Genomic DNA, 14,675 nt, shown 5'->3' on the forward strand with positions numbered 1-14,675 from the left:
GTTGGCCTCACCGCGTTGGTACAAGGATTCGTCAGCGGCTCGTGCTGCGGCCGAAGCGGCTTTGGGTCCGGTTGCCGCCGCCGGTGCGGGTCGGGCGTCCCGCGCGCTGGTCGCCGAAGGACTGCTCGCCGCGGCGGCGCTGGCCACCCTCCCCGGTGCGGGGCTGGTAGCGGCGCTCGCCGTCGCGCTGCGGTGCGTCCTGCCTGCGGCCGCGGCCCGCGTACTCCGGTGCCCGCTCGGACCGGCCGAACTCGCCGGAACGCTCGGTCCGGCCGCGGTCGGCGGACTCGGGCGCCCGGCCGCGGCGCTCGCCACGGTCCTCGACGCGAGCGTAGGAGCCCTCCCGCCTGGCACCGCCTGTGCGACCCTGCCGGACGTTCTCCTCGGCCCGGCGCTCGGAGCGGTTCCCACCGCGCGGAGCGGCGTCACGACGGCGCTCGGGACGGGCGCCCCGGTCGCGGCCACCGCCGCGCGGGCCGCGCCGTTCCGGTCGGTCGACCGGCGGAGCCGCGGGAGTCAGCGTGAGCGGGGTCAGCTCGCCGATCAGCTGCGTCAGGTGCTCATCGCCCGGCTTGACCTGCTTCACGTAGGGCTCGATGCCCGCCAGTTCGGTCAGCTTCCGCACCGACTTGCGCTGATCGGGCAGCACCAGCGTGAACACGGTGCCCTTCTCGCCCGCTCGCGCGGTGCGGCCCGCGCGGTGCAGGTAAGCCTTGTGGTCGGCGGGCGGGTCGACGTGCACGACGAGCCCGACATCGTCGACGTGGATGCCGCGGGCCGCGACGTCGGTGGCCACCAGGACCGGCACCCGCCCGTCCCGGAAGTCGGCCAGCGTGCGGTTGCGCGCGCCCTGGGTCTTGTCGCCGTGCAGCGAGCCCGCGGGCACACCTGCGTCGGCAAGCCGCCCGGCGAGGCGGTCCGCACCGCGCTTGGTGCGGACGAACATGATGGTGCGGGCCGCGCGGTTGCCGATCTCGTTGAGCACCGCGAACTTGGTGCCGCCGGAGACGTACAGCAGGTGGTGCTCCATCGTGGACACCCCGGCCGAGTCCGGCACCACCGAGTGCGTCACCGGGTTGTGCAGGTACTGCCGCACGACCGCGTCCACGTCGCCGTCCAGCGTCGCGGAGAACAGCAGCCGCTGCCCGTCGGCGGGCGTGACATCGAGCAGTTCGCGGACCTGCGGCAGGAAGCCCATATCGGCCATCTGGTCGGCCTCGTCCAACGCGGTGATCATGACGTCGCCCAGCGAGCAGGTGCGCGACCGGAGGTGGTCGATCAGCCTGCCGGGCGTGGCGATGACGATGTCCACGCCGCGCTTGAGCTCGGCGATCTGCCGCGACATGGAGGTGCCGCCCACGATGGGCCGAACCCGCAGGCCGATGGCCTGCGCGTAGGGCCGCATCACGTCGCTGACCTGCATGGCCAGCTCGCGGGTCGGTACCAGGATGAGGCCAAGGGGCATGTTCGCCGCGGCGCGCTCGTCACGCAGCCGGGTGAGCATGGCCAGCCCGAAGGCCAGCGTCTTGCCGGAGCCGGTCTGGGCGCGGCCGAGGACGTCCCGGCCCTTGATCGCATCCGGCAGCGTGGCCGCCTGGATCGGGAAGGGCGCGGCGATCCCCGCGCGAGTGAGGGCGCCGGTCAGCGCCCTGGGCAGGCCGAGCTCGTGAAAAGAAGGCAGCGTGGACTCTGCGGAAATGTCTGAAGACACGTAAAAACAAACCTCTCGGACGTGGCACGTCGCGAGGAGGTGACCGCAGAAGCCTGCGGCAGTGTCACAAGGACGGGCCCGGCGCGGGGTTGCGCCGTGGATGCTGAACGTCGTTACCGGGCGGGCGCCCGGCTCGGTTTGCCGGGCGCACCGGACTCTGGAGAGGCCCGGCACTCGAACGAGTCTACATCGTTCAGGTGTTCGAGCCCGACCGGCCTGTCCGTTACGTCAGCCCCGCCTCCTCCCGGAGCTGCTCCACCAACTCCACCGGATCACCTGTTTTCGCAGGTAGACCCCGTGCCGCGAACCAGCCTGCGATGTTGCGCACATCGCGCGTGAGGAACTGCGCGCCCTGCGGGTTGGCCACCAGATCCACCACCTGTGGGAGGTCGATCAACACGATACGGCCGCGGTGCACCAACAGGTTGAACGCGGAGAGATCACCGTGGGTGAGCCCGTTGCGGGCCAGCAGCATCAACGCGTCCACCACCTGCCCCCACAGCTCCGCCACCTCATCGGGTTCGGGCCGAAGCTGCGCCAGCCGAGGCGCGGCCTGCCCGTCGGCGTCGCCGACGAACTCCAGCAGCAACTCGGTGCCCACCCGCTGGGCCGGATACGGCACCGGAGCCCCCAGCGCCCACAGCCGCCCGAGCGCGCCGAACTCGGCGATCGCCCATTGCTCGGCGAGCAGGTTGCGCCCGAAGGCGGTCCGCCCCGCCATGGCCCGCATCTCCCGGGACCGCCGCACCCGGCGCCCCTCCAGATACCCGGCGTCCCGGTGGAACATCCGGTGATCACCGCTGCGATACCGCTTGGCCGCCAGCAGACAGGACCGGTCGGTGCCGGGCAGCAGCCGCCGCACAAGGTGCACATCGGCCTCCTTGCCCGTCTTGACCACCCCCAACTCCTCGTCGACGGCGGCCAACTCGGTGATCAGCCACGACGGCCGCGGCCGCGGCCCCTGATCTCCATCGCCCCAGTTGGTCCACCGATCACCGATCTCGGGCGTGTCCGAGGAGTGCAGCGTGTCTTCACGCCGCAGCGCCAACAGCCTGCGCTCCTCCTCGGTCAACCGCCCCCGCCGCGCGGGCTCATCGTCAAATCGCTGCCGACGCCGACGGCCTCCGCCGCCGCGCTTGCTGCCGAAGTCGTTAAAAGCCTGGTCATCCCAGGAAAAGTCGTGCTCGCGCACTGTTGGGGTTCTCCTTGCAGAGTGGCTGGAAGCCCCACACAGCCGCACCACGAAGCGCCGCGCCTGATCAGCGCGGTGAAGAAAGCGAAGTTCGCGTCAGCGGCGAGCGAGTGAGGCTGCGGGACGGGCGCACACCACGCCCCGGACAACGGGCTTGTACATGTCCCACCTCCCCACTCCGCCGACCCAAAGGCCGACGAGCTGATCGTCGCGCCTACTCTCCCGACCGTCGCGAATCGCGGCAACCTATTTTTCGCCCGCGGCGGGTCAGCCGCCCACGCGGACGATGTAGGTGTAGCTGATCCACTCCGGGCCCGCGAGCTGGTCTTCATCCGCGCGCACGATCTCGGCACCGCAGTGCTGGAACAGCGAGCGGACCAGGTCGGTGTGCAGCCCGTACATGTTGATCAGCTCGGCGCTGTCCACCTGAGCGGGTGCGCCTTCCTCCGCCGGGGTCGGCTCTGCGTCGGCGCTCTCCTCCGAGACGACGACCCCGACGACCGGCTCGGAGGCGTGCTCATCGGTCGACCGCTCGGTCACCTCGACGGTGGTTTTGCTTGTCCGGCTGCCCTGCTGGGCGAACCAGGTGACCAACTCGTGCACCAAGTCCAGCTCCAGCTGATAGCGCCCTGCCGCGGCGGGCGCGGTGACGGCCAGTTCCAGCTCGACCGAGGCGCCAGGCGCCAGTTCCGGCAACTCGGTGCGGCCGTCGTCGTTGATCTCGATCCGGCCGTCGCGGCACCAGTGGTTGCCCAGCTTCACCGTGGGCCCCGTGGGCCAGGCGTGCCTGCTGCGGTTGGTGACCCGCACTCGGATCGTGGCGTTCTCCCCGGCGGTGAGGGCATTGAGCGGGGTGAGCAGGTCCAGCCGGGCGCGGTAGGCCTTCTTCGGCAGCTCCTCGGCGGGACGCAGGTGGCTTGGCACCTGGAAGTACAGGATGCCGCCGGGCCGCACCACCCGCTGCAATTCCAGCAGGCAGCGCAGCGAGATCGCGGGCGGCGCGTGCTGCAACACGATCAGGCTGACCGCGCTGTCGAAGGAGTCGTCGGGGAAGGGCAGCGTGCTGCCGTCGTAGGCGACGAAGCTCGCCCGGTCGGGGTTGTGGTTGAGCCGGTCCGCCTGCTCGATCATGGACTCGGCGATGTCCACGCCCACCACCTCGGTGGCGTGCTCGGCCAGGCCCTGGGTCAGGCGGCCGACGCCGCAACCGAAGTCCAGTACCCGCTCGCCCAGCGCGGACCCGGCGCTGTCCAGGTGGGCGACCACCCTGGCGATCTCGGTCCGGCCGGTGGCGAAGAACTCGTCCAAGTCCCAGCGGCCGTCCTTGCGGCTCGGATCGCTCAGGATCGCCCAGAGCGGATCTTGCTTGCCGAGTTGGTCCCAGTTCGAGACCAGGTTGTCCAGACGCACGGGGTCCCCACCTGCCTGCCTGCAGCTCCACTTTGGGGCGTCAATCTCGCATACCGCCGAGCGGCCGGGACAGCCGGGGTGGATAGCGTCCCGCGGAAAGAAAACTGGCGAAGATCCGCAAGCGCCGCTAATCTGGAAATGCGATTACGTGCAATGCTATCAATTTATGAAATTGCGAATCGCGACCATTGTCTATCTGCTGGACGCGCATTTCCGTTAACTCCAGATTCGTGTGATCTGTATCACCTTGTCCTGCTATTGAGCTGCGAGAATCGGTCAGCGACGCTTACGCCCGGTTACCGCTATGACGCCTGGTCGAGGGCCCAGTGCGCAGGGTGATCCACTGACGAAAGTCAGTCGAGGGGCTTTGGGGATTTCTTGATGCGATGGCGCATGTCCGCGGCATGCCTGCTGGTGACCGCGATCTGCATGACTTCCACCGTGCCGCTCGGCGCGCGGCAGGCCGAGCCTGCCGCTCCCGCCGAACTCGCCGACCAGAGCGCGGCTTCGGCGGCGGCGCGCAAACACCAGCGACCGGTGCGAGTCGGCTCACTCACCACCGAGACCTCCGAGGTGCACGCCAACCCGGATGGCACTTTCACCCTGACCCAGGGCCTGCTGCCGCAACGCGTCCGCCGAGACGGTGGCTGGCGGCCTGTCGACCTGACCCTGCGCAAGCGGCCCGACGGGGCGATCGCCCCGGCCGCGGGGCCGGTCGATCTGCGGCTGTCCACCGGCGGCAGCGGCCCCTTCGCAGTGCTGGCCATGGATGGCAAGGAAGCGGGCCTGACCTGGCCGGGCAGGCTTCCCGAGCCGGTGCTCGACGGCGACTCGGCGACCTACCACGAGGTGCTCCCGGAGGTCGACCTGGTGGTGCGGGCGACGCCGCGCGGCTTCAGCGAGGTGCTCGTCGTCAAGAGCAAACGGGCCGCCAGCAACCCCGCGCTCGCCAAGGTGGCCTTCGGCACCCACGCCAAGGGCGCGAAGATCGAGCAGGACGCCGACCGCAACTGGCGGATCACCGACGCCGCGGGCAAGGTCATGATCACCCCGGTGGCCACCAGGATGTGGGACTCCGCCGACGGCGGCACCGCCGCTCGGCCCGGGGAACGCAGCCGCCGCGCCGAGATGGGCGTCGAGGCGACAGACCGCGCCGTGGCCGTGACCCCGGACGCCCGGTTCCTCGCCGACCCGGCCACCACCTTCCCGGTCTACCTCGATCCCGAGTATCCGACGAACAGCGGCCGCAACCACCACGTCGTGGTGCAGAACGGATTCCCGGGCGCGGCCAACTACGACCAGACCGCGGGCGACCTCGGTGACCTGAAGGCCGGGCTGACCAACGCGGACTCTTCCGGCGTTTCCAGGTCCTTCGTGGAAATGCTGATCACTGGCTTGGCGGGCAAATACGTGCACAGCGCGACCATGCGCTCCAAGGTGATCCACTCGCACTCCTGCGGTGGCGGTGCCACCCAGCTCTGGCGCACGGGCGGCATCGGACCCGGCACCAAGTGGAACGCCCAGCCCGCCTGGCTGTCCCACCTCGGCGACATCTCGAAGTCCAACAACGCCAGGCACTGCCCGTCCGACGGCGGTGCCGACGTGGTCATCACCAACGCGGTCCGGGACGCGGTGAACGCCGGACAGCCCGCCATGACCTTCGGCTACCGCGCCGCCAACGAGACCGTCTTGGACCAGTGGCGCCGCTTCGACCTCAACCCGATCATGGAAGCCACCTACAACTCGGTGCCCAACGCGCCGACGGAACTGGGCATGCAGGGCGGCCTGGTGTCGTGCGTCAACGGCCCCGACCGACCGGTGATCCCCACTCGCACGCCGCGGTTGCGCGGTCGGGTGTCCGACCCCGACGGCGGCCACCTGGGCTTCGCCGACTTCTCCCTGGTGCGCAAGCACGACAACGGCAGCACCACGCCGATCAAGCAGTACCAGGTGCGCGACGTGCCGTCCGGCTCGATGGCCGAGACGACCGTGCCCGGCGGCGACATCACCGACGACGGCCTGCACGAGTGGTCGCTGTCGGCCAGTGACGGCCAACTGCGCTCGCCCTGGGTCGGCAACTGCGAGTTCACCATCGACACCACCGTGCCCGGTGTGCCCGCGGTGTCGTCGGCGGAATACCCGCACGACACCCCCGCGGGCGGTCTCGGCCAGACCGGCACGTTCGAGTTCAAGGCCAACGGCACCTCGGACGTGGCGTACTACCTGTACTCCTTCACCCAGGACGAGACCGACGACCCGCAGCACCGAGTGGACGCGGGCGGCATCGGCGGCAACGCCACCGTGCGGTGGACCCCGCACCTGGAGGGCCCGCAGACACTGTTCCTGCGCTCCGTGGACCGGGCGGGCAACCGCTCGCCGATCCACCGGCACCGCGCTTTCGTCAAAGCCGGACCGTCCGGGCCGATCGCGCACTGGAAGCTCAACGGCGACCTCATCGACGCCAGCGGCAACGGCAGGCACCTGACGCCGTACTCCGGGTCAAGCCAGATCGTGTTCGGCGACGGCTACCAGGGCGGGGCGGCGGTGCTCGACGGCATCGACGACGGGCCCGCCCGCGACCCGCTGCTGGACACGTCGGCGAGCTTCTCGATCGCGGCGTGGGTGAAGCTGGACCGCAAGAACGGCCGGTTCACCGCGCTGAGCCAGGACGGGCACCGCAACAGCGGCTTCTACCTCCGGTACTCCCACCAGGACGACCGCTGGTCGTTCGCGATGACGGCCGCCGACACCGACAACGCCGCGGTGACCAGGGTTTTGTCGCAGCAGGCGCCCGCGGCGGGCGTGTGGGCGCATCTCACCGGCACCTACGACGCCGCGAGCCAGAAGTTGGCGCTGTACGTCAACGGCGCCAAGCAGGGTGAGGCCTCGATCCGGAACTGGAAGGCCCCCGGCCATTTCGTGATCGGCCGGGCTCGCTGGAATGGTGCCTTCACCGACTTCTTCCCCGGTGCCGTGGACGAGGTCCGCTCCTACAGCCGGGTTCTCGTCGACAAGGAGGTCGCCGCCATCGCCACCACGGCGGACCGGCGCGCCGACTACCGGTTCGAGGAAGGCGCCGGGACAGCCGCGGCCGACCTGGTGACCGGGCGCGGCGCCGCGCTGAAGCCGGGGGTGACCTGGCTGGAGGAGGACTCCCGCTCGGTGCGCCTGCCCGGTGCGGCCAACGCCACCGAGGGCTTCGTCTCGGCGCCCGCACCGGCGATCCGCACCGACCAGTCGTACACGGTGGCCGCCTGGGTCCGCCACGATCAACTGGACGCCTACACCAGGGCCGCGGTGAGCCTGGGGCACGAGAGGTTCGCCCCGTTCGCCCTCGGCTACCGGGCGTCGGATCGGAAGTGGGAGATGCTCGTCTCCTGTTCGCCGACCGAGCCCTGCATCAAAGCCGCCTTGAGCACGGAGGAGGCCGTCGCCGGTGAATGGGTGCACCTGACCGGTGTGCACAACGCGGCGACCCGCGAAATCCGGCTCTACGTCAACGGAAGGCTTTCCGGAAAAGCCGAGGGCGTCACCGGATGGCACAGCGGTGGCGAACTGCTCATCGGGAAGAAGATCTGGGAAGGCAACCACTGGAACCCCTGGCACGGCGCGATTGACGACGTGCGGGTGTATTCCGGGGTGCTGGCGGATGCGGATATTCGCACTATCGCGACTCGCTGATCGGTAGTGGCCTGCCCGGCGGGGTGCCGGGCAGGCGAATCTCTGTCGTTACTTGTCTGGTTTTCCCGCACCCGAGGGGGTCGCGATGCGAGGGCGTCGCAGAGTTGTCAGAACGCTGGGTTTTGCGATGGTGGCGGCGGTTGCCGTTTCGATGGTGCAGGCGGGAGCGGCGCCTGCCGCCACCGGTGTGCGGGCTCAGCTTCCGGAGATCCAGAAGGCCAAGTCCGTGCCGGGCGGGAAGGTGCCGGTTCGGGGACTGCCGCCCAATGAGGCCGCGGAGCGGGCGCTGAAGGGCGCTCCGCAGGTCGCGCCGGTGCGGGCGGGTTCCGCGGAGGCTGAACTGTCCCGCGACACCCGCAAGGTGGGCGAGTTGCCGGTCGCCGTCGGCGACGCCGAAGGCAGGCCGGGCGCGAAGGTCCGGGTGGAGACCTTCGACCGGGCCGCGGCCGAGAAGGCGGGGGTGGCCGGGTTGGTCCGGCTGACCGACCTCGGGGGCGCCGCGGACCGGACGGTGTCGGTGCGGCTGGACGCGGCGGCGCTGGGCGTCGCGGACGCCTCCCGGGTGCGGTTCGTGCAGCTGCCATCCTGCGCGGTGTCCACTCCGGACAGCTCATGGTGCCGGGTGGCCAAGTCGGTGCCGGGTGACGGCAACACCGCGCGGGTGGCTATGACGGCGCCGACGCGCAGCGCGCGGTCGATCGGCGGCCAGTCCGTGGTGCTCGCGGCGGTGGCGGACGGGTCGGGCTCCGGCGGCAGCTACAAGGAGACGCCGCTGGCGCCGACCGGGTCCTGGGCGGGCGGCGGCTCCAGCGGGGCGTTCGGCTACACCTACTCCTTGCGCACCCCGCCCTCCCTGGGCGGGCCCGCGCCCGTGCTGTCACTGGGCTACTCCTCGTCCAACGTGGACGGACGCACCAGTGCGACCAACAACCAGGCCTCGGTGGTCGGCGACGGCTGGGACCTGGCGGGGACCGGCTTCCTGGAGCGGCGGTACAAGCCGTGCGCCGAGGACCTCGGCGGCAACCAGGGACAGACCAAGACCGGTGACCTGTGCTGGGCGACCGACAACGCGACGCTGTCGCTGGCGGGCGTGTCCACCGAACTCGTCCGGGACACCGCGACCGGCGTGTGGCGGCCCAAGAACGACGACGGCTCCCGCATCGAGAAGCTGACCGGCGCGGCCAACGGCGACGACAACGGCGAGCACTGGAAGGTCACCCGCACCGACGGCACCCAGTTCTTCCTCGGCCTCAACCGCCTCCCGGGCTGGGCCGACGGCAAGCCGGTCACCAACTCCACTTGGACGGCCCCGGTCTTCGGCAACCACGGCGGCGAGCCCTGCAACAGGGCCGAATACGCTGCCTCGTGGTGCCAGCAGGCCTGGCGGTGGAACCTTGACTACGTCGTGGACCCGCGCGGCAACGTCACCACCTACTACTACGGCACCGAGACCAACCACTACGGCCGCAACGTCACCGCCTCGGCGGGCACGCCGTATGTCCGCGGCGGGTTCCTCCAGCGCGTCGAGTACGGGCTGCGCTCCGACGCCGTGTTCGCCGCGGCACCCGCCCGGGTGCGGTTCGACCAGGCCGAGCGCTGCGTGCCCGGCGGCACGATCACCTGCGACCCGGCGCAGCTGAACAAGGACACCGCGGGCTCGTGGCCGGATGTGCCGCAGGACCAGATCTGCAACGCGGGCGAGCAGTGCACCAACCGGTTCTCCCCGACCTTCTTCACCCGCAAGCGCCTGGCCAAGGTCACCACCGACGTACGCAAGGACGACAACACCGGCTGGCGCGACGTCGACTCCTGGACGCTGCGGCACCAGTTCCCGGCCACCGGCGACGGGCTGCCCGCCCCACTGTGGCTGGCGGGCATCACCCACACCGGTCACGTCGGCGGCACCGCGAGCACGCCGGAGATCACCTTCGCGGGCACCTCCAAGCCCAACCGGGTGGACGCGGCCGAGGGCATCGCGCCGATCAACCGGTACCGGATCACCGCGATCACCAACGAGAGCGGCGGCGTGACCACCGTCGAGTACTCCGGCGCCGATTGCAGGCGCGCGGACCGGATGCCCGCGAACGCCGAGTCCAACACCTACCGCTGCTACCCGACGTGGTGGACGCCGGAGGGCGCCACGGCCCCGATCCTGGACTGGTTCCACAAGTACGTGGTCACCCTGGTCACCGACGACGACCGCACCGGCGGGTCCGAACTGGTGCAGACGCGGTACGAGTACGGGCCCGACGCTGCCTGGCACTTCGACGACAACGAACTCGCCAAGCCCGAGCACCGAACCTGGTCGGAATGGCGCGGCTACGGCAAGGTCCGCACGCTGGTCGGCGCGATCGGCAAGACCCGCACCGTGACCGACACCGTCTACCTGCGCGGTATGGACGGCGACAAGCTGCCCAGCGGCACCCGCGACGTGTGGGTCACCGACAACGACGGCGGCCGGATCGAGGACCACGAGGCGTTGCAGGGCTACGTCCGCGAAACCGTGCGGTTCAACGCCGGGATCATGGCCGAGGCCGCGGTGAACGAGCCGTGGGTCCATGGCCCCACCGCCACCGAGGGCGAGGACCGCGCGTTCATCACCAACACCGCCAAGGCATCCGGCCGGACCCGGCTGGAGGACAAGACCTGGCGGCGCACCCAGGCCGTGACCAGCTTCAACGCCCAGGGCCTCGCCGAGCGGCTTGACGACGCGGGCGACCTCGCGGTGACCGGCGACGAGAAGTGCACCAGGACCCACTACGCCCGCAACGAGGGCGCCTGGATGCTCAGCCACGCCTCCCGCGTGCACACCGTCGCGCTGCCCTGCGCCGCGGGGGAGGGCAAGCCGGAAGACCTGATCAGCGACGTGTACTCCTCCTACGACAACCAGGAGCACGGCGCCGCGCCCACCCGCGGCCTGATCACCAAGGTCGAGCGCGGCACCGGTTCGGCCAGGCAGCCCGTCTCGAAGACGGTCTACGACGCCTACGGCCGACCGACCGAGCAGTACGACGCCGCCGACGCCAAGTCCACCATCGCCTACACCCCGGCCGCGGGCCTGCCGGTGCGCGAGGTCGTCGCCACCAACCCGCTGGGCCACACCGTGACCAAGGCAGTCGACCCCGCGTGGGCGGCCACGACCGCCGAGGTCGGCCCCAACGGCGAGCGCACCGAGGTCGCCTACGACCCACTCGGCCGCACGCAGAAGGTGTGGGCGCCGGGCCGCGTCGGCAAGTCACCCAACGCCGAATACTCGTACCAGTACCGCACCGACGCGCCGTCGGTGGTGACCGCGAAGTCGTTGCGCGAGGACGGCCAATACCACACCAGCCACACCTTCTACGACGGCCTGCTCCGCAAACGCCAGACCCAGACCCCCACCGTCGGCGGCAGGCTGGTCACCGACACCGTCTACGACCACCGCGGCCTGGCCGCCAAGGTCAACGGCGCGCTTTTCAACAATCAGCAACCCGGCACCACGCTGTTCGGCGCGCTGGACGACGCGGTGCCCAACCAGACCGTGACCGAGTTCGACGGCCTCCAGCGCCCCACCGCGGTGATCTACCGCAAGCTCGCGGTGGAACAGTGGCGGACCACCTCGGCCTACGGCGGCGACCGCACCCACGTCACCCCGCCCGCGGGCGGCACCGCGGTCACCACGGTGACCAACGCCCAAGGCCAGAGCACCGAGCTACGGCAGTATCACGGCCCCACCCCGACCGGCGGCTACGACACCACCGCCTACGGCTACGACCGCGCGGGCAGGCTCGCCTCGGTGACCGACCCAGCAGGCAACGCCTGGACGTACCGCTACGACACGCTGGGCCGCAAGGTCCGCACCGAGGACCCCGACCGCGGCGCCACCACCTTCACCTACGACAACCTGGACCGCTTGGCGTCCACAACGGACTCCCGCGGCAAGGTGATCGCGTACTCCTACGACGTGCTGAGCCGCAAGACCGGCTCGTTCGAGGGTTCCACCACGGGCACCAAGTTGTCCGAGTGGACCTACGACACGACGAAGAAGGGCCTGCCGCACACCAAAACCAGGTTCGCAGGCGGCAACGCCTACGGCGAGAAGTACTACTACGACACGCTGAGCCGCCCGTCGGCGACGGACTACATCATCCCCGTGGCCGAGGGCAAGCTGGCGGGCACCTACAAGTTCCGCACCGAGTACAGCCTCAACATCGGCCTGGTCACCAAGACCACGATGGCCGCGGGCGGCGACCTGGAGATCGAAGGCCTCTACCACGAGTACAACGAGTTCGGGCAGCCCACCAAGACCCAGGGCTGGCAGGACTACGCCCAGGAGCACAAGTACTCCCCGTACGGCGAGACCAACTTCCTGACACTCGGCCAGGACGCCGAGAAGTCGTGGATCAACAACTACTACGAGGAAGGCACCCGGCGACTGCAGCAAACGGTGCTGGACCGCAACACCACCACCAGCCACCGCATCGCCGACCGCACCTACAGCTACGACCCGGCGGGCAACATCACCAAGATCGCCGACCTCCCCAAGGACGGCCCGGCCGATGTGCAGTGCTTCGCCTACGACCACCTGCGCCGCCTGACCAAGGCGTTCACCTCGCTGGCCAACGATTGCGGCGTCGCACCGACCAAGGACAACCTGGGCGGCACAGCGCCGTACTGGCAGGAGTTCGGCTACGACAAGACCGGCAACCGCACCTCGGAGATCCGGCACACCCCGCAGGGCGACACCACCCGCACCTACACCTACCCCGCGGCCAAGACGCCCCAACCCCACACCCTGCTGAACGTCACCCAGTCCGGCCCGTCGGGCACCTCGAAGGACGAGTTCACCTACGACCCCACCGGCAACACCGCCACCCGCAAGGTCGCAGGCTCCACCCAGATTCTGGAATGGGACACCGAGGGCCGCACATCGAAGGTGACGGAGGCGGACGGCAAGTCCTCGTCGTACATCTACGACGCCGAGGGCAACCGCCTGCTCAAAAAGGAACCGCAGGCCCACACCCTGTATCTACCGGGTCAGGAACTGGTGCTGGACAAGACCCGCGACACGGTCACCGGCCGCCGGTACTACGCGCACGCCGGGGAGGTCGTGGCGCTGCGCACGGCAGGCGCGGTGTACTTCCAGTTCGACAACCACCAGGGCACCAGCACCGCCCAGGTGAAGGCGGACGTCAACCTGGAGATCACCCGCCGCTACTTCGACCCCTTCGGCAACCCCCGCGGACAAGCGGCACCGTGGCCGGATGAGAAGACGTTCGTCGGCGGCACCGCGGACAAGACTGGCCTGACTCACGTCGGCGCCCGCGAGTACGACCCGGTGACCGGTCGGTTCGCCTCGGTGGACCCGATCATGGACCTGGCCGACCCGCAGGCGATGAACGGCTTCTCCTACGCCAACGGCAGCCCGGTCACCTTCAGCGACTCGACCGGCCTGTGGATTCCCGCGGACGCGAACGGCACGTGGGGCGTCCGCCCCGGCCCGGGCGGCGACGCCCCCGTCGGGAATGTGCCGATGAGCCAGCGCAAGCACTTCCCCAACCATTACAACGCCGACGGCAGCTCGAAGACCGGCAAGCCGACATCCAGCCGCGGCGGCGGTCAGGACCGGCGTAACAGCAAGCAGTACCAGGACGCGAAGGCGAAGGCGCAGAAGACGAACTTCCAGATCATTGTCGAGGTCGGCGCCGACTTCCTCTACGAGCTGACGGTCGCCGACATCGACAACTGCTTCTCCAAAGGCGACGTCTGGGCATGCGTCTCCCTGGCCACCAGCGTCCTTCCACTAGGCAAGGTGCTCAGCCTCGGCAAAACGATCTTCAAAACCTTCATGAAGGCGATGAAGATCTTCGACGAGGTCAAAAGCGCGAAGGCTCTGGTCAGACAGATGGACGACGAAGCCGCTGCCGCGTGCAAGCTCAACAGCTTCGTCCCGGGAACCAAGGTCTTGATGGCCGACGGCTCCAGAAAGCCAATCGAACAGATCAAGATCGGCGACAAGGTAGCCGCCCACGACCCCGAAACCGGCCGACAAGGCCCCCGCGAAGTCATCGCCACCATCATCGGCAACGGCGAGAAACAGCTCATCGACCTGAGGATCAAAACTGCCGCCGGCTCGCTGGCGACCGTCACCGCCACGGACGGCCACCCGTTCTGGGTGGACAACGAAGGCCGCTGGGTTGAGGCAGGCGGTCTTGGCATTGGCGACAGGCTCCGCACTGCGGACGGTACCGAAGCAACGGTGGCATTTAGCGTTACCCGTACGCAGGCACGCCAGGTCCACAACCTCACCGTCGACGGCATCCACACTTACTATGTTGCCGTCGAAGACCGGGATGTGCTCACCCACAACTGCGGCGGCGAAGTGCCCTGGGTTACCGGGAAGCTGCCCGCGGCCGAGGAGAAGGCGCTCAACAACACCATTGCAAATATCGATGCCGGAACGGCCCCAGTCGGGCCGACCGCCAAGAAATGGGGAACTCCGTTCAGAAACCGGGACGGGGATCTTCCCGGTGCGCAGGGTGCCGATTCTCCTTATCTGGAGTACCGTGTCGCGCCGCCTCCCGGCACGAAGGGCGCCGGTCCGCTCCGAGTCGTTCGTAACAGCGATTCGGGAGAGATGTACTATACGTGGACTCATTATGGAGACAGCGGCGATCCAGCATTTGTACGGATTAGGTGATC

General features: G+C 69.4%; 5 protein-coding genes. 2 read left to right on the plus strand and 3 right to left on the minus strand.

All coding sequences use genetic code 11. The annotated features are described in order from the left end of the window. Positions 1-31: 31 nt before the first annotated feature. From ACU6XJ_RS18700 to ACU6XJ_RS18710, 3 genes are all read right to left on the minus strand, one after another. Entirely contained in the window at positions 32-1,711 is a 1,680-nt protein-coding gene (locus ACU6XJ_RS18700) for a DEAD/DEAH box helicase (RefSeq protein WP_476313059.1), read from the minus strand. A 223-nt stretch (positions 1,712-1,934) separates the two neighbouring features. Beyond that, on the minus strand, positions 1,935-2,903 hold the full coding sequence (locus ACU6XJ_RS18705) for a serine protein kinase RIO (RefSeq protein WP_476313062.1): 969 nt from the start codon (positions 2,901-2,903) through the stop codon (positions 1,935-1,937). Positions 2,904-3,170: 267 nt separating this feature from the next. Then, positions 3,171-4,313, minus strand: a complete 1,143-nt coding sequence (locus tag ACU6XJ_RS18710; protein ID WP_476313064.1) for a class I SAM-dependent methyltransferase — start codon at positions 4,311-4,313, stop codon at positions 3,171-3,173. A 381-nt stretch (positions 4,314-4,694) separates the two neighbouring features. Between ACU6XJ_RS18710 and ACU6XJ_RS18715 the strand changes: the two genes are divergently transcribed. Both ACU6XJ_RS18715 and ACU6XJ_RS18720 read left to right on the plus strand, forming a co-directional pair. Continuing rightward, complete coding sequence (locus ACU6XJ_RS18715; protein WP_476313067.1) at positions 4,695-7,994, plus strand: LamG domain-containing protein; 3,300 nt, start codon at positions 4,695-4,697, stop codon at positions 7,992-7,994. Positions 7,995-8,121: 127 nt separating this feature from the next. Then, a complete protein-coding gene (locus tag ACU6XJ_RS18720) occupies positions 8,122-14,673 on the plus strand; it encodes a polymorphic toxin-type HINT domain-containing protein (RefSeq protein WP_476313070.1) in 6,552 nt (2,183 codons plus the stop codon). Positions 14,674-14,675: the final 2 nt, after the last annotated feature.

Source organism: Actinorectispora metalli, from assembly GCF_056323685.1.